We start from the raw sequence: 18,969 nt of genomic DNA, 5'->3' as shown, positions 1-18,969 counted from the left end.
TCGTCAAAGGGTGTGAATGGCAAATACCGTCCGGTTACGATGACCTATTGCCGGTCAGCACAAAACGGGAGCCAAGCTTGTAAAGGAACATAGGGCTGAAAGAACCGAGGCGGCACCTTTCGGAACCGCCTCGGATACTCATTCAGTCTTTAGCGGATTGGCGGTGCGTAAAGAATGCCGCCTTGGCTCCAGAGAGCGTTCAACCCACGCTCCAGACCGATTTCAGTGTTCGGACCGATGTTGCGGTCGAAGATCTCACCATAGTTACCCACGGCTTTGATCGCGCGCAGGGCCCATTGATTGTCGAGACCAATCATTTCGCCGTAGTTACCTTCGGCGCCCAGGATACGGGCAACGCTTGGGTTTGGCGGATTGGCGGCCATTTCATCAGCATTTGCTGCGGTGATGCCATATTCTTCGGCTTCGATCAGTGCGTTCAGAACCCAACGGGTCGTGTCCGCCCAGGCATCATCACCCTGGCGCACGGCCGGGCCCAAAGGCTCTTTGGAGATGATTTCTGGCAGCAGGATATGATCCTTGGGTGCTTCAAAGGTCGCACGGGTTGCCGCAAGACCGGACGCATCCGTGGTGTACACATCGCAACGACCGCTCAGATAGTTGGTCCGGGCTTCTTCGTTGGTTTCGATCGGAACCGGCTCATAGGACATGCCCTGAGCACGGAAGTAATCGGCCAGGTTCAATTCCGTTGTCGTCCCGGTCTGGATGCAGACCGATGCGCCATTGAGTTCTTTCGCAGAGGTAACACCCAAAGCCTTGTTCACCATGAAACCCTGACCGTCATAGTAGTTGACGCCCAGGAAGGTGAGCTTCAGGTCGGCGTCACGGCTCATCGTGACCGTTGTGTTCCGATACAGGATGTCGCCTTCGCCAGAGTTCAGGGCGGTAAAGCGGGTTTTACCCGTGGTCGGGACGAATTTCACTTTCTCGCCATCGCCCAGCACGGCTGCCGCAGTGGCACGACAGAAATCGACGTCAAAGCCGTTCCAGCGTCCGTTGGCATCCGTGTATGCAAAGCCGACGAGGCCGGTGGTGACGATGCAATTCAGTTCGCCACTTGCTTTAACGTCTTCAAGCGTGGCTGCATTGGCGACGGTAGCCGTCATTGCCAAAGCCGCGCCTGCGACCAGGATTGATTTGAGTTTCATGTGGTATTGTCCCCTATTCTTTCGGTTGTTGCCAGTTTCATAACTGGTCAAGCAGCTTGCTCAGGCCCTTTTTAATGCTCCCAAACGGCTGCTATCGCAGCTCTATTCTGGTTAGGTAAGAAAATATTCCAAATCTGATGACGTTTTGCAAACCGAAATCTTGCGGTGCACATTTTTTTAATCATCAGCGGTGTTTATTGTTGGATTTCTTACCCATCCTTAATCCCATACTCACACAACTAGTGTTGAATGTCCAAAAAATTGCAGCATTGGTCGCTTTTGGAATTCTCAGGCCACATTAACACTTTGGTATAGACGGATAAATGCACAGAAACGCATACACGTTTAATGTGCAGGTTACTATTTAAATAGACGCAACCGACCGCATTATGCGACATTATCCATGCGCGATCTGGAATTGAGCGCGCCCGGAATCTATACTGGGAAGAAATTTGCGACGCACAGGGGGCTGAGTATGGGCGAGTCAAACAGCAATGCGGGTATTCGAATTGATTCAGCGATGTTGGAGGGGCGGTCTCGTGAAGAGCTGATCGATGATATGGCGCTTCCGTTCCTGGACATGGCGGAACAGATTGAGGCCGCGAAACTGAACAATGTTTCCGGGGAGGCCTGGCAAAGCATTCTGGAAACCAATCTCTTCCTGTGGCGGTTTATCTCCAACTTTCTGCCCCGCCATTTTTCAGAAGATGTGACCACTGAAACGGCCGGATTATTGTCGAAAATCAGCGATTTTATGACGAAGGTCACAGTTGCGATGGCCGATGGCGGTGCGCGGGAACCCGAATTGCTGGATAAGATGATCAAGCTGAACCTGAATATGTGCGATCAGATCCTGGCAATGCGAAACAATCCGGACCTTTAGGCAGGGCGCGTTTCAGGATCCGTTTTCCTTCCATAAGGAGTGGTATGTTTTACAAAGCCAGCGAACCGCACGGCCTGCCGCATAACCCTTTCAATGGTCTGATTGTCCCGCGTCCAATAGGCTGGATTTCCAGTATGGATAAGGACGGTAACGTCAATCTGGCACCGTATTCTTTCTTTAATGGTGTTTCATACTTCCCGCCACAGGTCATGTTCTCGTCTACGGGTCCCCATACTCAGCATGACGGCCCAAAGGATTCCGTCAGAAATATTCTGGAGACAGGTGAGTTCGTTCACAATATTGCGACCTGGCCCTTGCGGGAGGCGGTAAACATATCGGCGGTTTCTGCACCGCACGGGGTTGATGAATTTGAACTGGCCGGCCTGACCCCGGTGCCGTCCCTTCTGGTGGCGCCGCCACGCGTTCGGGAAAGTCCAATTCAGCTGGAATGCAAATTGGTGAAAGTCGTCGACCTTCCTTCGACCCAGGAAAATGGGTCCAACACCATTATCTTTGGGGAGGTGATAGGCATTCATATCGACGACGCTGTTCTGGTGGACGGCATTGTCGATATCAGAAGAGTCGATCCCATTGCGCGGTTAGGCTATCGCGACTATGCGCGGATCACAGAAACTTTTTCCATGGATCGGCCAAGCTGGCCACTTTAGAGTAATGCTGCGCAGCATGCTGTAGCATCCGCCAAGAGCCTGATGCGCTATTTCGAAAACACCTTTTGCAGCAGTTCTGTGGTTCGTTTTGCCGGATTTTCGCGAATGGCGGCTTCTTCCTGCGCAACATAATGAAACAACCCTTCATAGGCTTTTTCGGTTGCGTGGGTTGTCAGATCACCCTTCACATCTGGAACAAAGGGCATTTTCTTGTAGCTGGCCATCATTTTATCCAGAGCCTCTACCGCGCCAACCTCTGTCAGCGCCTGGTCGACGATGGGGCGGATTTTCGCCTTGATGTCGTCGCCTGACACGCGTGCCAGATATTGTGTCGCGGCGTCATCGGGACCCTGTAGAATGCCTTTGGCATCGTCCACACTCATGGCTTGAATAGCGTTGATGACAATCTCGCCACTGTCTTCCATCGCGCTTTCTGCGGCGCGGTTCATCTTTAACTCAACTTCCTCACCCAGACTGCCCAGGCCAACCTTGGACAACATGGATTGTACTGTCTTTAGCTGATCCGGCAGGGGGATATGCACGACAGGGTCGGTGTTGAACCCGTCTTTTACCCCCAGCGTATCGACGACCCGCTCGCTGCCGATGCGCAGAGCTTCTTTCAGCCCCTTGGTGATGTCGGCACTGCTGAGCCCGGATACGTCGGGCGCAGTGGACTGAGAGGAATTCAGATTCAGCAATGATTTCGCACTGTCCAAAAGGCCGGTTGCCTGAGCCGTAGACGCCGATGACAAAACCAATAAGCCAATCACCAGAAATGGGCCGCAGAATAGGAAAACACTTGGTAGGGAGCAGCTTGATTGGGGCGAAGAAGCCAAGGAGGTAAAGCGCATTGTTGGCGAACCCTTTCAGAACAAAAGACAGTGATTGCTGTTGCATCAGCCTAATCTATGTGCCCCTGAAAGAGAACTAATTTGAGCGGTTTCTGCTCTTACCTGGCATCGTCCCCACGCGATAGGTGACCCCGCCGCTTTAACAGGTTAGACTGCGAACAACTTATATTTTAGGGGGACTCTGGTGATGTCATTTTACAGCAAGATCACGGATGGCCTGCGGTATCAGGGCGGAATTAAGCACATATGTGTGGGCCCCCTGGTGGCGCTGGGTCTGGTTGCGGCGCCCATTTCGATGGCATGGTCTCAGACAAATGGGACGGCTGAAGTCGGGGAAACCGGCTCAACGCTGCCTTCTGTTGAGACCGCTCCCCCCGGGGGACTTCCTATTCTCAACAAACTTGGCGAGCAGATGAGTGGTTTGAATGAGACCATCGGCGCAATGGCCAAGCAGTTACAAGAGAAATCAGAGCAAATTCAGTTATTACAGGCGCAAGTGGAAGCGTCACAGAATGAACTGAAGGCGGCGAAAGCCGAAGGGAAACAGAATGCTGCCCTGATTGATGAATTGCAGAATAATCTGATCGCAGCGTCGGGCACGTTAGACACAGCGCAAAAGGATTTAGCGGAGTCACGTACGGTGATTGAGGATCTGACCGCCCAGGTCGATGTCGGAAAGTCCAATGCCCAGGCTGTTTCAGATTTGAAGGCAGATGTCGAAGCCTTGACCCAATCAAACAAAGCACTGGAGGCAAAGGCCGCGGAAGCCACGGCGGCGCTGGAGACGGCGCAGGCGGACCAGAAATCCAGCGATGACATGCTGGCCCAGGTTCAAATGGAGCGCGATGCCCTGGCGCGGCAACGGTTCTGGCTGTCAATTCTGGTGGCATTGTCTTTGGTCGGGGTCGCGTATTTGGCGATGCGGGGTCGCCAGTCCAGTTCTGATGATGCAGTAACCAAACCGAACTCTAAGTCCGACCAGAATCAGAATGCCAGCGACACCCCGGCGAGTAAGCCCGACACAACGGCAAAGGGCGCCGCGTCCAAATCAACTCCGAAAACCAGCGCCCCGGCGGAAAAAACAAGTAAAGCCAACAGCGACGACAAGACGTCATAGCAATGGTACGCAGATACCAGATGCGATAAGGGAGCATATGTGAAACTGGGTCTCAGAGTGATCCTGGCCTTGGCCTTCATGGTTGCGTCGATTGTTCCCTTATCGGTCTGGGCCGTTTGGGTGCGTTCAGCGGCATTGGACCGGGAGATTGAGGAAGTTAGGGACAGGCACCTGTTGCTCGCCCGGAATCTCAGTCTTGCCCTGGAGCGGTACGCCCAGGATGTGTCGGCGGTGTTTTCCCATGTCGTTGAAACTGATCCGGAATTGCGCGGGTCCCAACATTTGGGAACATTGTTGGCATCGCTCAGTTTTCGGCATATCTGCTTGATCGAAACTGACACGAAGCGCGTGGTTTCCGTTACGCCATCGGCCACTTACAGCATGGAAAGTATTGTTCTACCGCCTTTGGATCGGTTCATTGAAGTGGCGGAATATGGTCTTGGCAAACTGGTTTTCACCAATGTGATGCTGAATCCATCCGGCAAGCCGGCAATTTATCTGTTGAAGAAGATAGAACCTAATACGCTGGCGCTGGGGGAGTTGAGCACGGAATTCTTGCGAACAACCCAGCGTGCTGTGGCGTTCGGCGAGGGAGGGCATGCGGCTATTGTCGATGCCATCGGTCGTGTCGTAGGTCATCCCCGTGCGGATTGGGAAAGGGACTTGAAAGACCTGTCTGCCGTCGACCCAGTTGCTCGAATGATCAAAGGGGAAACCGGGGTCTCCAAGTTTTTCTCACCCGCCGCAAAGGAGGATATGATTGCGGGTTTCACAACCGTTCCCGCTACGGGATGGGGGGTGATGATACCTCAGCCGTATCGTGAATTGCAGGCCAAGGCCGATGAAGTGCAAAAGTCGGCCTATTTCATCGTCGCCTTTGGTGTTGGTTTATCCACTTTACTGGGGTTTGCCATTGGTGGCTTTATCGCCGGCCCGATTAAAGCTGTTTCAAAGGCTGCGGATCGCGTTGCGGATGGCGACGCCGATGTTTCTGTTTATGTTCCAGGCGGCATTGTTCCGGTGGAAGTAAGGGCGCTTACCAAACGGTTTAATGAAATGAGCATTGCCTTAAACAAGGCGCGGCAGGCCGAGGTCAGGGCCTTGCGTGCCGCGGAGGAAGCTGTTGAAGCGAAATCAGATTTTCTGACCCGGGTCACGCATGAATTGCGCACCCCGCTAAACACGGTGATCGGATTTTCCGGGATGATCCGGGATCAGACTCAAGGACCCATCAATTCGCCCGAATACGTCGAATATGGTCGTTACATTCATGATGGCGGCCAGCGTTTGCTGGAAATGGTGAATGATATCATTGCCTTTTCGCGTGTCGACAGACGAGGCGATGACGTTGCGCGTTCTGTTGTGGATATCACCGTAATCTTGACCATGGCAGTTGAAAAAGTTCGATCGATGGCAGGCGACGGGCAGATCAATGTTTCTTTATCTCTGGCGGAGGACCTGCCTGATCTTTGGGTGGATGAGGTGAAGTTTCGCCAGATCATTTCACATCTTGTGACGAATGCCGTTAAATTCACACCATCAGGCGGATCTGTTGTTATTGACGCGCATACAGGTCCTGCGGGCGGTGTGGAAATTGTGATCCGTGACACGGGAATTGGCCTATCAGAAGAACAGATACCCCTGGCGTTAAGCCCGTTTGGACAGATATCGACCCATCTTGCGCGGGACTATGAGGGGGCCGGGCTTGGCCTGCCGCTGTCGAAAATGCTGGTAGAACAGCATGGAGGAACGCTCACGATTCAGTCGACGCCGGGGCAAGGCACCATCGTCACAGTATTCCTTCCCCCGGAATGCGTCGCTGCATCAGCCTGAAACAAGATGTTTCTGTCAGTCTATTTTGGCATCCGTAATGGTCAATGCCTCTGCGCTTTTCGCCTGATCCTCCGGCAGGGTAACGGTGGTACCGGTTTCCAGGCTGGCTTGAACCGCGGTTACGTCAGAGGTTGCGATCAGAGCGCCTGATTCCACATCGAACATGCGATGCAACAGCCGCAAATGTTTGCGACCCACAGCAATAAAACCGCTTTCGACGCGGACCAACTCCCCCCCGCGCAGTTCCCGGATATACTGAAAGTTCTGACGCACAACGGCGATACGTCGGCCTGCTTTCTTGATTGAACGCGGAGAGACCCCGATCCCATGCAACAGGAACCATGTCGCCTGATCGAACCGTTCGATATACAGACGCGAATTCATCGATGATTCCGGGTCATACTCAGATGCCAGAACGGCACCACGGAATGTTTCGGTCCAACTGCTCATAAAGGATTCCTCCGGTTTTGGATCGATGGATGTGATTTCTGGACTTGTCTTAGCAAAGTTCAGCAGGTAGGGCCATGCCCCCTGGCGATGCGACTATGGATTTAGATCGGCCTGCCACCCTAACGCACCTGTGAATTGTAATTCAGCCATAAGACGAAAAAACCTTGGTGCCGGAAATCAAAATACCATAAGGCGCCAAACTGGCTATAGTGGGAAACCAAAGGGGAATCTCAGGCCAAGTACTGGCTGTTGGGAGATTTGTATGGCGGTAAGGCGGGTGCGTCAGAACCGCAATTGAAACGGCGTTCAGAGCGATTGTCTGGATGTGAATTGGAGAATTCTGGTGTCAGAAGCAGGTAAATCACAACACGTTCTGATATTGCGGAAAGCCGCCGTCCGGTTCGCGTTGTTGCTGATCATTTGTTCGGCACTGGGCGTCCTTGTTGAGCGTATGATCCTTCAGGACGCGCTGTTGCAGATGCGTGTCGAGGCGCAGAAAGAAATGGGCAGCCTAAGGATTTCTATTGAAGGTGTGCTGAATAACAACACACAGCGTGTACAAGGGCTCGTGGGCTATGTCGTTGACAGCCCGGATGTTTCTCAAGACAGTTTTTCCAGCGTAGCGAGTTTCTTAATCGGCAAAGATGAAGGGCTGATACGCAATATAGCTTTGGCTAAAGACCTGGTTGTTTCGCATATTTATCCGACCGCGGGTAATGAAGCGGCCCTGGGGTTGGATTATCGGAAAGATAGAATCCAATGGCCGACTGTTCAGCACAGCATCGAACAGAATAAGATAACGCTGGCGGGCCCTTTGGAACTTGCGCAAGGCGGAATGGGATTGATCACGCGCTATCCGATCTATCGCGACAATAGTCAAGGGAAGCCGGACCTTTGGGGAATAGCCTCGCTGGTTATTGATTATCAACGCTTTCTGGAAGCCATCCAGATATCCAGTTACTCACAAATCTATGATATCGCCTTGGTCGGCAGTGATGCGAAAGGAATGTCGGGTCCTCCATTCTGGGGAACCATGGAGGGTATGCCAAAAGCGCCCATTGATGTGGATGTCTACGTGCCTGGCGGAAAATGGGTAATCATTGCCGCCCCAAAGGGCGGTTGGCCGCGGGTTTCTTCAAAAGTCTGGTATATCGTGGCGGCATCCATTTTTGTGTTTTGCATTGGATGTGCCGTCATTCTGGGCACGGTCCGGTTTGAAGTTGCGATGGTTGAATCGGCACAGGAACTGGAATTGTCGCGCAATGATGCGGAATGGGCGCGCATGCAGGCTGAACAGGCCAATCGGGCAAAAAGCTTGTTCCTGGCCAATATGAGCCACGAATTGCGGACCCCTTTGAACGCGATCATCGGGTTTTCTGAGATCATGTCCCATGAACTGATGGGCAAGATTGGGAACGAGCGCTACAAGGCCTATGCCATGGATATCTATAACTCATCCAACCATCTGATGGAGGTGTTGAGTGATATTCTGGACATCACCCGAATTGAATCGGGGGATTTGGAATTGAATGAAACGGTGATCGCGCCAGATTATCTGGTTAAGTCGGCCCTGCGTCTGATCTCTGACCCTATGGATAAAAAGGCGGTGAAGCTGGAGGTGACAGTGCCAGAGGCATTGCCGAATATCTCCGTAGATGCCCGTTTGATGCGTCAGGTGCTGGTGAATACGATTCAGAATGCGATAAAATACACCCATCCGAACACGACAATTTCAATCACAGCCCATGTCCCGGAACAGGGCGGTGTCGCGTTTTGCGTTCTGGATCACGGCCCCGGAATTCCATCAGAGGATCTGGAGCGTATTCTGGAACCCTTTATTCAGATACGCCCCACCGCAGAGGTGACTTTTGAAGGGGCGGGCCTGGGCCTTCCGATTGCCAAGAAACTGATGGAAGTGCATGGCGGCAGCCTGAATATCGACAGTGTTGTCGGCCAATGGACTCGCGTGACCCTAACCATCCCCCCCAGTCGCATTGTCACCTGATCTGACCTGACAGATCGCGCCATCCCTGCAAAAGGATGCAATCTGAATAACCGTCCCCGACGTAGCATGAAAGAAGGGTCGTTATTCTGGCTTGCCGTGTGAAAGGGATTTGTATGTCTGATTTTTCCAGTGTCGGGTTTTACCGCTCGACCATCGTCACCGCTGTGGCCGCTGTGCTGCTGGGTGCCTTGATGCTGGCACCACCGACTTATGCATCGGATACTCAGAATCTGTGGCAGTCCCTGCAATCGGGCGGGCATGTAGTGCTGATCCGCCATGCGATTGCGCCTGGTACCGGTGATCCGGACACTTTCGATGTGAATGATTGCAGCACACAACGGGTGCTGTCCCAGGAAGGCCATCAGCAGTCAGACCGCATCGGCACCCTGTTTCGGGACAATGGCATCCAATCAGCACAGGTTTATTCCAGCCAATGGTGCCGCTGTCTGGAAACCGCACGGGGCCTGTCCTTGGGGGCGGTGCAGGAAATGACGGCGCTGAATTCCTTCTTTCAGAACAGGGGGATGCAGGGGCCTCAAACCCAGGCTTTGCGCGAATGGCTGCGCGAGGCACCGCTGACCCAGCCGACGGTTCTGGTGACGCATCAGGTAAACATCACCGCCCTGACCGGCCATTATCCGCAATCGGGAGAGTTGATATTTCTGCGCGTTGAAGAGTCAGGGGATGTGGTTCAGATCGGCACGATCCAGACTCGATAGAGCGTGTTTCAAATGTATTTAAGCTCATGCGGTCGCATGATGGTGGGATTATTCGTTAAGCTCATCCGGTCGCATGATGCAGGGAGTATTTATAAAGCTCATCCGGCCGGATGATGCTTATAGGCACCCCCACAATTCCGCCGGTGCGCGGTACAGGTCGCCTGCAATCTTGTCCGCCCGCGCCTGTGTCGCCGCATCGGGATTGGCCGGGTTCCGCTCCAGCGGGTTGGGCAGGACAGCCACCAGCCGCGCCGCCTGGTTCCGGGTCAGGTCCTTGGCGCTGACATTGAAATGCCGCCTGGCCGCCGCTTCCGCCCCATAAATCCCATCGCCCCATTCCGCGATATTCAGATACAGTTCCAGAATGCGCCGCTTGCTGAGCAGGAAATCCATCATCACGGCCATGGGGATTTCGATCACTTTGCGAATGCGGCTGCGGGCGGGCCACAGATACAGGTTTTTCACCACCTGCATGGTGATCGTGCTGGCCCCTCGGCTGGCCGCACCGGTTTCCTGTAATTCGTCCAGCACCTTGGACATTTCCGTCCAGTCTATGCCCCGATGGGTGCAGAACCGCTGATCCTCTGACACGATCACCGCCCACTGCAGGGCAGGCGCGATCTCCTCAATAGACACCCAGTCCTTATCCATCGGCGCGTCGCGCATCAGCATCAGTGGCGTGACCGGCACCGGCACCACGCCATAGATCAGGATCAGCAGCACCGGCAGCCCGATCAGGACCGCGGGAATGCCGATCAGCACTTTGCGACGGGTGACGCGCATTCACCCAGCCGCCGGCGTGACCGAACAGTAAATCTTGCGCACATCTTCTGTGCTGACCCAGTCAACCTCCGCCCCCAGCGGCACCAGGAAGGTCTCGCCCGCCGTGAAGGTCCGGGGTTTCTGTCCAGTCTCCGTCAGGGTGACCGATCCAGACAGCAGATGCATCAGCTCATACCGCTCAAACCGCACCGGCTTGCGGTTATAGGGCGTGGACTGCCACAGGCCGACGCTGAATTGCCCGGTCGCATCCTCATAGACCTCAACAGCTTGTTGTTCGGGGGCCGCCCCGATCAGGATATCCGCCCCCGGCCCAACAGAGGGCGCCAGCGGCAGGGCGGGATCAATCACCAGTCCCGATCCGTCATGGTCCACCCCCTCAAGGGTCCCGGCTGCGCCCTGTTCAAAGATCACATAGACCTTCTTGATGTTCCCCGTCTGATGCCAGGCACAGACCAGCCCCTTGGGCAGGAAGAAACTCTGCCCCGCCGACACCGTAATCTCCGCCCCCGACTCAAGGCGGATCGTCACCGCCCCTTCCAGCACGATCATAAACTCATCCACCGAATAGGGCCCCATCTGCGCCGTCCAGGCCGTACACGCCCAAATCCCTGCGGTCAGCCCCAGTGCTGGCACCTCCAACAAATCCACCCCCCGATGGACCGGCGCGCCGGAGGCAATGACAGAGGCCGGAATCTCCGGCAATACCGGTAGGTCAGACAGATCATGTGGAAACGAGATGATAGGCATGTGCGATGGCTCCCCAAAAGGCACGGATGATACGGCGCGATACTAATCGCGGAACGGGGAAAGAGCCATGCTTGGATTTTGGGGTGAATTGGGGGGGGAGGGATTGGACTTGCGATGTATGAGATGTCAATGAATCTAACGAGGGTAGGTATCTGCTATTTCTAGCTTTTTACAGGTTAGCGGTTGTAGTCAAAATTAAAAAAAGACTGTGTAAGTAGGACACAGACAAGACACAACTAACTCCCAGTGTCATGCCCATGGTAGCCTAGACCATTAAGCATTTCCCATTGACGGGCCCGCATGTGAACAAATGACAACAAGACACCAAGGATTAGACCAGCGACCACTAGCGCAGCCGAGGGGCCTACAGCGTCCGCAAAACTCAAGTCAATTGCGCTTTTTTCGTCAAGCGTCACTACCAGTCGTTCGATAGTGAAGATACCCATGTTAGCGGACGCACCACCAAAACAAACAATTCCACAAACACGCTGCCAGCCAATTATGTTTCTTCCTACTGATGGAAGATGAAAGTACCAGATCATCAGAGCGCAGATACAAAAACTGCTGATACATATCATGCACAATACCAAAGCTTTTACCGGAATGGTATCGACGAGACTTACATAACGCTGGGGGAAAAATGAGACTGCAATGACCTGCCCAACCAGCAATAGTAAGAACATCAGTGCTGAGCCGAAAAACAACTTAGCTGGACCACTCATTGAAATGCCCTATCTTAAAAGCCGCAATCTGGTCTCGACAATGAAGCTTAGTATTGAGACAATTAACAATCCAACTGCAAAGAAACCTGCTGCAATCGAATACCCTAAATAGCCTGAGTCAAGAAGTTTTGACGCAACAGCAGACGAAACCATTGCGAATAGGAAGGTCAACAAAGGCATTAAGTAAACAAATTGCTCTTTCAAGACACTCACAAAAGGTTCATAATCACATTCCTGGTCAACTTGCATAGAATTTTTTTTGTCTTTTGCTGCTCGATCGTGTTCTACTTTATGTTCTGCGGTCGCTCGAGCTTTTCTCTCCATTAAGCTGATTACTTGCCCATACGCATCTCGATTATTACTGCGACCATTGCGGGATGATCTACCTTTAATTGCCGTGTGACTGTTATCATCTCTATCAAATAACTTGTACAGTTCGTCCCCACTCCCAACTGCATAATCAGAGCCCAATGTCTTCCTCCCCAAGTATGAAACAGTCAACGTTGCAGCTGGTTATCATTAAACCCTTCAGTTTTTCAGCTTTTTCCAACGCTATTGTACATGATTCTTTTAGGTTCTCTATATCTTTCAAATCCATTGTTATATCAAATTTCTCGTCTACACCCTTTCTGGATACGTCCATAAGAAGCTTAAACACAATGATTGAACCAGCTACTTCGTTTCGATCACCATTAAACACAGGCCTTACATCAGTTAGTACCTTGCCGTCAATATACAACTCAGAATACTCGTAGCTCAAGTTCATCGATTTCAGGGCTATTCTTACAGCCTCTGAATTCAAAAGCTCGACAAATATAGGGGCGACCTTTTCCCAATCGTCGCTTGAGTACACTTTCTCCAGATCGTGGGCAGCGAGGGCGTCTCCAATAGCACGCACGGTGTCATGAGACGAAACACCTTTCCGGTCCTTAAGACCGGCCAAACCAACTAGGTGCCTAACGAAAATCGCTGCGACCTCGTCTCCGTAGATATCGTTTGCGATTTTACGGAGTGCAGACAGACGAACAATTCCTGGCTTCGCTGCTCCTACCGCATTTTTAAACTCATGAGCCTTATCAACACCCATTGCTACTATGCGTGCTAAATCATTTGCGTGCTTCTTGGTAATTTGGACGTCGACATCAGACATGGCTCAAACCCTTTAGCTCATAAGAATTAACCTTACCTAAGCTATAAGTTGGCCAACATTCCAACTTAGCAAGCTCATTATCCAGATCGGCAAGCGATCTAGAAGTAACGTGCATGATTATATTGTCTTATGCGGGTACATTCAAACGATACGAACCCGTAAGATTGATATTACGTTTCCAAAGGGCGTGAAACAGAAATTGGGAAAAGTGTTACGATGATCCTAGAAGCCAACAAGACATCTTCGGGTCGATTGGTTTGACCTCATTGACCGAAATACAGTGTTTCAACAACACCCTCCAAAACAAAACCCCCAGGTTTCCCTGGGGGTTTTGATGGTGGGCGCGGGAAGGATTGAACTTCCGACCCCTGCGATGTCAACACAGTGCTCTCCCACTGAGCTACGCGCCCGTCGCGGTGGTTTGCGAGTGGCGGGGGTGTATCACCGCCGTCCCTTGGCTTCAAGCGTTATCGCGGATGCGGGCAGCATGTCTGGTGCGGGGTATCTGGGGCTGGGGATCTGGGGCAGGGGATCTGGGGCAGGGGATCCGACCGGGGCGGAGTGCCCTCGCGACACAATTTATTTGGATGACTTTCTTGAGTAATGAAGGCGCTTGTGCTCCTATTCTGTCATTGGGAATGGCGATTGAGGGTCGCCCTTAGGGGGCTCGGGCGCCAGAATTGGGTCGTGCGCAGTGTTCTGGTTTTGCCTTGGTTTAGAGGTGCGTTGGTCAGAGTGCGCGTTCGAGGGATGAGGCTTACATGGTTTGGTTTCTTAAACTGCGACCTCACTTTGTCATGGTCGTAGCGGGTCTGTTCTTGTCGGGATGCGTAACGGCTGCCGATCCTCCTGCAACCCTTCAATCGTCCTTCCAGACCGCCGCCGGGCCTGTGCCTGGAAAGGAGGGCCGGTTCTCCGCGAATGCGGCCGACCCGGCGACGGATGGTCTGTTGCATGTCTATCGCGAAGATCTGTTCGTTGGCAGTGCGGTGGACTCGGCGGTTCGGATCAATGGCGATATTGCGGCGGCGTTCAGCCATGGCGCGGCGAGTTTTCCGATCGCGGCTGGCACATATCCGATTGCGATTTCCTATGGCATGGCCTGCGACTGGATTATGGCCGCGTCGGATTGCGCTGAAAACCCCTACCCCTATCAAGGCCAAGAAGCTGAGTTGACCATCCGTCCCGGCGAAGAGGTGTTCTTGGAGGTGAAGTCGATCAACCAACTGCCGGGATATATTTTTGTCCAGGCCCCTGCGGACGCCTTTCTGACGGGGCAGCATGCAGCAGTTGAAAAGCGGATCGCACGGATCGGCCCTGTTGCGCCGAGCAATGCAGAGCAGTTGGCCGCCTTTGAAGACAGCACGCTTAAGCCTGCGGCGATGGAGCGGGATAATCTGGTCATCTGGATCAGTGCGCTGGTTAAGGAGGGCGATTGGGTGGCGGCACTGCCCCTGTTCCAACGCCTCAATCAGTTGCCGGTGCCTGTTGACCCGATGGTCGACTATTATTGGGGCCGGGCGCTGGTTGAGAGCGGCGATACCCCGGCGGGTCTGGCGAAGCTGAACCGCCTTGCCCGGCGTCTCGACCCGTCTTCGCCCTATTACCAACCTGTGCTTCAGTTGATTTCACAGACAGAGCAGAGCTAATCGATGACAGTCAGATCTTTTCTTGCAGCCCTCGCCCTGGTGCCGGTTTTGTGCGCCCCCGCTATCGTCCCGGCCAGCGCACAGGATACAGAGCGTTTCAGTGGTGACGTCGCGCGCACAATTCAGGCGGCCTGTCACAGCTTTATCGTTGATGCCTTGCCGGATGCGGTGGCCTGGCTGCGTGAGGACATATACCAGAACAGCCCGTTTTGCAGATCGCTTGACGCGGCTGGCGATATGGAAGCGTTCGGTGAGACGGTTCAGGAAGCCTATAATCGGCTGGGCCCGGATGATCCGCGCCTGGATCTTGCGGGCCGGGTTGACCGTGATCTTGCGATTACAATCGAGTGCCAGAGCGAATATATGTGCATGGAGACCCGGTTGAAATTCCTGGGCTCCGATAATCCGGTGGATCAGGCGGCATATGACACGGTCAGTGCCTATTGCGATGGTCGGTATGGCTGCATCCAGGCTTATTTTAGCCGTTGGCCCGCGCCACTGCCGGCCCCAAAAGCACTCTCAGAGATCGCGATGGCGCGATTTGAGAAAGAAGTAGGCCCGCCCGGGCAGGCAGATATGCCTCCCGCTCAACAGGTTGCTTCCGCCCCGGAAATGTCATCAGAACAACCCCCGGCAGTTGATCCCGTCCAACCGATTTCGGCAGCCCCGGTAAGCCCGGCGGCTCCTGAGGAACCCGTGGCCTCGCCGACCCCAGCGGCCCCAGCGGAACTAGAGGCCCCGCCGACGGGTGAAATCTCAAAGCGGATCGATACGTTGAATGCGTCGCTGCAGTCGAATTGTCGATGCTCTCTCGCCGGGGCGCCATGTTTCGACAATCCCTATGGCCCGGTGCGGACGCATATTCAACAGGTCGAAGAACAGCGTTTGCGGTATTGCAAGGCTTGGGATGATCTGAGCCGGGGCGGGATCGCGCCGTCCGATCAGACTCAGGCGACGGCGGATCAATTGTCACAATTGTTAAAATCGGTGACCGACGCGGATGATCGCGGGGAGCAGATTATCCAGATCGCCATGGAAGATTTCGAAATCATCAAATATCGGGTTAGGAATAATTTGCCCTTCAAGCCGATGCCGGAGCGAGACAAGATGGTCGAGCAACTGGCTGCGGACCCGTCGCCCCCGCCAACTCAAACGGAGCAGACCGCGTCATCCACCGGGACAGACGGGACAGCGCAGTCTGACGAACCAGAATTCATCATGGGCCAACGCCAGGGATGGGAACAGGCCGGCGCCTTTTGCAGCAGCATCGGACGCCGTCTGCCGACCGTGGCCGAAGCGCGGGACCTGCGCACTAAAATTCCGGATGAGGATTGGTACTTTGGCCTTTGGACATCGGAAGCGCACTATGTCGACGCCTATGTCAAACGCTATAAGACGATGCGTCCGAATGGCCGCACCGAAGGCGAAGACCGAAGCTGGGAAGCCCGCGTTGCCTGCGTTCAGTAACGGAGGTTTGGTCTGAAAGGATGAAAGTCCTAATCGCCCTTGGGGGGCATGGTGGGCGCGGGAAGGATTGAACTTCCGACCCCTGCGATGTCAACACAGTGCTCTCCCACTGAGCTACGCGCCCTTGTGCAGCCTGCACGCTGTGCGTTTGCTGCGGCAGGGTGAATAGCACCGTGGGGCGGGTCCTTCAAGCGTTTGATCGGGGTGTGACAGATTTTTGTCTGTGGCCCGGATTTTGGCTCAGGGCGTGGTCCAGAACTGGTCTTTCAGGCAGGTCAGCACCGTTTCCATCCGCTGGGTCCAGGTATGGGTGCGGGCATAGTGTGCCTGGGCCGTGTGGCGGTCATCGTCGGTGCGTGCCATGGCCTGGTCTATGGCGGTGGCGGCCCGGTCTGCGGCAAAGGGCAGGGGGGTGATGCCCAGCGTCGTTGCCTGCGCCGGTGTCAGGAAGCGGCTGGGCTCTGTGACGACCGATGCGCCCCGCGACAGGCCATAGAAGACGCGCTCATGCGCGCCATTGCGGAAGCTGGGGCTGCTGTTGATCAGCACACGGGCGCGGCCCATCAGGTCGGCGGCGTCTTCAAAAGTGACGGCACCGCGATCTTCCATCGTGCCGGGCAGGGCGGTGCGCAGCGACGGGTCGATGACGCCGCAATAGACGATTTTGTGATGTTTCAGGCTGTTCAACAGGGCAATCCGGCGGGTGCTGATCAGATGGGATTCCAGATCATTGGTCGCCGCCAGCCAGTCCTGGGGGGACTTGCCGGGCAGGGCGGCCTTGCACAGGGCATACAGGGGGGCATCAGTCTCCCGCGCCGCCTCCACTGCCTGGGACAGCGCCTTGCGCAGGCCCGTATCGCTGCCGCCATGGCGGGTTAGGAAGTCGTCCTGGCTGGGGGCGCTGGTGATGTTGCCCACAAACAGGACGGGGATGTCGCGCTGGTCATTGGACAGGGGCGCTGGCGCTGGCGGGGGACCGGCATGGGGGAAGGGGATTTGACAGCGGCTGGGACAGGGAAAGTCGGCCAGAATGTCTGGGAAATCCCCATCCACCAGCCCCAGAATGCTGTGTTCCGGCATCGCCTGAATCTTTGCCATATGGCGCAGGGGGGAGTCGGTGATAAAGCTCATCCTGGGCAGGCGATAGGCATCATACAGGGAGCCATTCTGGACCCGATAATTCTCATTCGCGTTGATATCCAGCACGAAGCGGGGGCCTTTGAATTCCGCGATCATTTTCACCATGATGCGGTTCAGCCCCTCATTGGGGAAATCGCTGCGCAGATATTCCATGACCGACACGTCTGCATTTTCCAGCGCGGTGCGCATGCCGCGCCCCATATCCCAGATGGAGCTCAAGGGGGCGAAGTTGGCGATCAACAGGCAGCGTGGTTTGGTCATCATAAACTCCATCAGGAACCGCGACACCTTACACAGCGCCGGGGGATAATCCAATTGTGCTGGGCCAGGGGCCTGTTACTTTGCAGTCTCTGGCATGGTGCTTGCTTCTATTAGGGGCAGAGAGAGCGTTCGACACGGCTTGGAGAGGCCAGATGAGAGTTCTAACGATATGTGCCGCGTTCATTGTGTGTATGGCAATCGGGGGGCTGGGTCCGTCCAGCGCCTGGGCCAGTGCGGATCAGGAAACCAGGCCCCAGGCCGGTCCCTGTGCGGCGGCGATTTCCGTGGCGGAACGGGCGCGCAATATTCCGGTCCACTTGCTGCAGGCCATTTCCCTGACGGAAAGCGGCCGGTGGAGTGCGGATGATGATGCCTTTGTTGCCTGGCCTTGGACGGTCATGGCGGAAGGCAGGGGGCGATATCTGCCCAGCAAGGAAGCCGCCATTGCCGAGGTTCAGGCCCTGAAGGCCAAGGGCATCACCAATATCGATGTCGGCTGTATGCAGGTGAACCTGTATTATCACGGCAGCAATTTCGATGATCTGAACGAAGCCTTCGATCCCGTCCATAATGTGGCCTATGCCACGTCCTTCCTGATGGACCTGCGCCACAAGCGCAACAGCTGGACCCGGGCGGTGAAGGAATATCACTCCACCAATCGGGAGCGGCAGCAACTGTATCAGGACCGGGTCATGACGATGTGGGATGCCCTGAAAAAGGGCCGCCCGATCGCAGGTAAGGAGACCGGCATTGCAGAGGTCGGCCTGACCTATATGAGCAACGCCCAATGGCCGCCCAAGAATTACCATCAGCAAAAACAGCTGGAAGCCGCAATCCGGGGCCGCGTGATGAGCGGATCCGGGCAGTTTTAAGGCTATTTCGCCTGTGGCTCTGATCGACCGGCCGACTCTCTGTCGCGGTCATAGTGCTGAAGGCGCGGCATGTCGGGCAGCCAGGATTCCCGACGGATGGTCCATAATTCATAGGTGGGTTTAAACTGGTCCGGGGCATCCAGGGACCCCAGATTGACCTCAATTTCATCCTCACTGACGGAAAAGACCGATGCGCCGCAATGCGGGCAGAAATATCGCCCTTCATAGGCGCCGGTCTTCCCCTCTATGGTGACAGCCGATTGTGGAAACACGGCGGATGCATGGAACAGTGCCCCATGATGCTTGCGGCAATCCATGCAATGACACAGGCCAACCCGATAGGGGTCACCAGAGGCCACAAACCGCACTTTCCCACACAGGCATCCGCCCGTTACGTCGGACATCTCGCCACTCCTTCCAGGGAATTTGCCTATATCTTAGGGGGAAATAAGGCGGGATTCCAGATCTTCATTGCATCGCTGTAGC

Annotated in this window: 19 protein-coding genes and 2 tRNA genes; 9 read left to right on the top strand and 12 right to left on the bottom strand. The window is 54.7% G+C overall.

Going from position 1 to position 18,969, the window contains the following annotated elements; all coding sequences use genetic code 11:
* Positions 1-149: 149 nt before the first annotated feature.
* Positions 150-1,166: an amino acid ABC transporter substrate-binding protein gene (locus ACOSDR_RS14510; RefSeq protein ID WP_420725600.1), complete on the bottom strand. Its 1,017-nt coding sequence runs from the start codon at positions 1,164-1,166 to the stop codon at positions 150-152.
* Between the two features lie 475 nt (positions 1,167-1,641).
* Between ACOSDR_RS14510 and ACOSDR_RS14505 the strand changes: the two genes are divergently transcribed.
* Positions 1,642-2,049 (top strand): hypothetical protein, encoded by a 408-nt coding sequence (locus ACOSDR_RS14505; protein WP_420725601.1) that lies wholly within the window; start codon positions 1,642-1,644, stop codon positions 2,047-2,049.
* Between the two features lie 44 nt (positions 2,050-2,093).
* The gene (locus ACOSDR_RS14500; RefSeq protein WP_420731724.1) at positions 2,094-2,717 is read left to right on the top strand and encodes a flavin reductase family protein; all 624 of its coding nucleotides are present in this window, start codon (positions 2,094-2,096) and stop codon (positions 2,715-2,717) included.
* Positions 2,718-2,764: 47 nt separating this feature from the next.
* On the opposite strand, the gene ACOSDR_RS14495 is transcribed toward ACOSDR_RS14500, so the two are convergent.
* Complete coding sequence (locus ACOSDR_RS14495) at positions 2,765-3,469, bottom strand: DUF4197 domain-containing protein (RefSeq protein WP_420731723.1); 705 nt, start codon at positions 3,467-3,469, stop codon at positions 2,765-2,767.
* A gap of 286 nt (positions 3,470-3,755) precedes the next feature.
* On the opposite strand from ACOSDR_RS14495, the gene ACOSDR_RS14490 reads away from it, so the two are divergent.
* Positions 3,756-4,685, top strand: a complete 930-nt coding sequence (locus tag ACOSDR_RS14490) for a hypothetical protein (protein ID WP_420731722.1) — start codon at positions 3,756-3,758, stop codon at positions 4,683-4,685.
* 39 nt (positions 4,686-4,724) lie between these two features.
* A complete protein-coding gene (locus ACOSDR_RS14485) occupies positions 4,725-6,518 on the top strand; it encodes an ATP-binding protein (protein ID WP_420731721.1) in 1,794 nt (597 codons plus the stop codon).
* Positions 6,519-6,533: 15 nt separating this feature from the next.
* Here the strand turns inward: ACOSDR_RS14485 and ACOSDR_RS14480 are convergent, their stop codons facing one another.
* Positions 6,534-6,968 (bottom strand): acyl-CoA thioesterase, encoded by a 435-nt coding sequence (locus ACOSDR_RS14480; RefSeq protein WP_420725606.1) that lies wholly within the window; start codon positions 6,966-6,968, stop codon positions 6,534-6,536.
* A gap of 343 nt (positions 6,969-7,311) precedes the next feature.
* Here ACOSDR_RS14480 and ACOSDR_RS14475 point away from each other — a divergent pair, with 343 nt between their 5' ends.
* The gene (locus ACOSDR_RS14475) at positions 7,312-8,973 is read left to right on the top strand and encodes an ATP-binding protein (protein WP_420731720.1); all 1,662 of its coding nucleotides are present in this window, start codon (positions 7,312-7,314) and stop codon (positions 8,971-8,973) included.
* 113 nt (positions 8,974-9,086) lie between these two features.
* A complete protein-coding gene (locus ACOSDR_RS14470; RefSeq protein ID WP_420731719.1) occupies positions 9,087-9,692 on the top strand; it encodes a histidine phosphatase family protein in 606 nt (201 codons plus the stop codon).
* A 117-nt stretch (positions 9,693-9,809) separates the two neighbouring features.
* Here the strand turns inward: ACOSDR_RS14470 and mtgA are convergent, their stop codons facing one another.
* The 6 genes from mtgA to ACOSDR_RS14440 form a co-directional block, all read right to left on the bottom strand.
* Positions 9,810-10,475, bottom strand: coding sequence for a monofunctional biosynthetic peptidoglycan transglycosylase (mtgA, locus tag ACOSDR_RS14465; protein WP_420731718.1), 666 nt, complete (start codon positions 10,473-10,475; stop codon positions 9,810-9,812).
* Positions 10,476-11,222, bottom strand: coding sequence for a cupin domain-containing protein (locus ACOSDR_RS14460; RefSeq protein ID WP_420731717.1), 747 nt, complete (start codon positions 11,220-11,222; stop codon positions 10,476-10,478).
* A gap of 236 nt (positions 11,223-11,458) precedes the next feature.
* Positions 11,459-11,944 (bottom strand): hypothetical protein, encoded by a 486-nt coding sequence (locus tag ACOSDR_RS14455; protein ID WP_420731716.1) that lies wholly within the window; start codon positions 11,942-11,944, stop codon positions 11,459-11,461.
* 9 nt (positions 11,945-11,953) lie between these two features.
* Complete coding sequence (locus ACOSDR_RS14450; RefSeq protein WP_420731715.1) at positions 11,954-12,415, bottom strand: hypothetical protein; 462 nt, start codon at positions 12,413-12,415, stop codon at positions 11,954-11,956.
* Complete coding sequence (locus ACOSDR_RS14445; RefSeq protein WP_420731714.1) at positions 12,405-13,094, bottom strand: hypothetical protein; 690 nt, start codon at positions 13,092-13,094, stop codon at positions 12,405-12,407. Before ACOSDR_RS14445 ends, ACOSDR_RS14450 begins: the two co-directional genes overlap by 11 nt.
* 335 nt (positions 13,095-13,429) lie before the next feature.
* Positions 13,430-13,504 (bottom strand) — tRNA-Val (locus tag ACOSDR_RS14440).
* 351 nt (positions 13,505-13,855) lie between these two features.
* Between ACOSDR_RS14440 and ACOSDR_RS14435 the strand changes: the two genes are divergently transcribed.
* The gene (locus tag ACOSDR_RS14435) at positions 13,856-14,743 is read left to right on the top strand and encodes a hypothetical protein (RefSeq protein WP_420731713.1); all 888 of its coding nucleotides are present in this window, start codon (positions 13,856-13,858) and stop codon (positions 14,741-14,743) included.
* Between the two features lie 3 nt (positions 14,744-14,746).
* Positions 14,747-16,210, top strand: a complete 1,464-nt coding sequence (locus ACOSDR_RS14430) for a hypothetical protein (protein WP_420731712.1) — start codon at positions 14,747-14,749, stop codon at positions 16,208-16,210.
* A gap of 49 nt (positions 16,211-16,259) precedes the next feature.
* On the opposite strand, the gene ACOSDR_RS14425 is transcribed toward ACOSDR_RS14430, so the two are convergent.
* Both ACOSDR_RS14425 and ACOSDR_RS14420 read right to left on the bottom strand, forming a co-directional pair.
* A tRNA-Val gene (locus tag ACOSDR_RS14425) sits at positions 16,260-16,334 on the bottom strand.
* A gap of 116 nt (positions 16,335-16,450) precedes the next feature.
* Positions 16,451-17,614 carry a hypothetical protein gene (locus ACOSDR_RS14420; RefSeq protein ID WP_420731711.1) on the bottom strand — a complete coding sequence of 388 codons (1,164 nt, stop codon included), beginning with the start codon at positions 17,612-17,614 and terminating at the stop codon, positions 16,451-16,453.
* A gap of 149 nt (positions 17,615-17,763) precedes the next feature.
* On the opposite strand from ACOSDR_RS14420, the gene ACOSDR_RS14415 reads away from it, so the two are divergent.
* Complete coding sequence (locus ACOSDR_RS14415; protein ID WP_420731710.1) at positions 17,764-18,483, top strand: hypothetical protein; 720 nt, start codon at positions 17,764-17,766, stop codon at positions 18,481-18,483.
* Between the two features lie 2 nt (positions 18,484-18,485).
* Here the strand turns inward: ACOSDR_RS14415 and ACOSDR_RS14410 are convergent, their stop codons facing one another.
* Positions 18,486-18,887 carry a GFA family protein gene (locus ACOSDR_RS14410; protein WP_420731709.1) on the bottom strand — a complete coding sequence of 134 codons (402 nt, stop codon included), beginning with the start codon at positions 18,885-18,887 and terminating at the stop codon, positions 18,486-18,488.
* Positions 18,888-18,969 lie beyond the last annotated feature (82 nt).

Source organism: Hwanghaeella sp. 1Z406 (assembly GCF_048892425.1).
Lineage (GTDB): Bacteria > Pseudomonadota > Alphaproteobacteria > UBA8366 > Aestuariispiraceae > Pacificispira.
This window is presented reverse-complemented; position numbering and strand designations above follow the sequence as displayed.

Coding starts and splice junctions, on each gene's coding strand:
- ACOSDR_RS14510 (WP_420725600.1), bottom strand. CDS start 1,166: ATGAAACTCAAATCAATCCTGGTCGCAGGCGCGGCTTTGGCAATGACG.
- ACOSDR_RS14505 (WP_420725601.1), top strand. CDS start 1,642: ATGGGCGAGTCAAACAGCAATGCGGGTATTCGAATTGATTCAGCGATG.
- ACOSDR_RS14500 (WP_420731724.1), top strand. CDS start 2,094: ATGTTTTACAAAGCCAGCGAACCGCACGGCCTGCCGCATAACCCTTTC.
- ACOSDR_RS14490 (WP_420731722.1), top strand. CDS start 3,756: ATGTCATTTTACAGCAAGATCACGGATGGCCTGCGGTATCAGGGCGGA.
- ACOSDR_RS14480 (WP_420725606.1), bottom strand. CDS start 6,968: ATGAGCAGTTGGACCGAAACATTCCGTGGTGCCGTTCTGGCATCTGAG.
- ACOSDR_RS14470 (WP_420731719.1), top strand. CDS start 9,087: ATGTCTGATTTTTCCAGTGTCGGGTTTTACCGCTCGACCATCGTCACC.
- mtgA (WP_420731718.1), bottom strand. CDS start 10,475: ATGCGCGTCACCCGTCGCAAAGTGCTGATCGGCATTCCCGCGGTCCTG.
- ACOSDR_RS14460 (WP_420731717.1), bottom strand. CDS start 11,222: ATGCCTATCATCTCGTTTCCACATGATCTGTCTGACCTACCGGTATTG.
- ACOSDR_RS14455 (WP_420731716.1), bottom strand. CDS start 11,944: ATGAGTGGTCCAGCTAAGTTGTTTTTCGGCTCAGCACTGATGTTCTTA.
- ACOSDR_RS14445 (WP_420731714.1), bottom strand. CDS start 13,094: ATGTCTGATGTCGACGTCCAAATTACCAAGAAGCACGCAAATGATTTA.
- ACOSDR_RS14435 (WP_420731713.1), top strand. CDS start 13,856: ATGGTTTGGTTTCTTAAACTGCGACCTCACTTTGTCATGGTCGTAGCG.
- ACOSDR_RS14430 (WP_420731712.1), top strand. CDS start 14,747: ATGACAGTCAGATCTTTTCTTGCAGCCCTCGCCCTGGTGCCGGTTTTG.
- ACOSDR_RS14420 (WP_420731711.1), bottom strand. CDS start 17,614: ATGATGACCAAACCACGCTGCCTGTTGATCGCCAACTTCGCCCCCTTG.
- ACOSDR_RS14415 (WP_420731710.1), top strand. CDS start 17,764: ATGAGAGTTCTAACGATATGTGCCGCGTTCATTGTGTGTATGGCAATC.
- ACOSDR_RS14410 (WP_420731709.1), bottom strand. CDS start 18,887: ATGTCCGACGTAACGGGCGGATGCCTGTGTGGGAAAGTGCGGTTTGTG.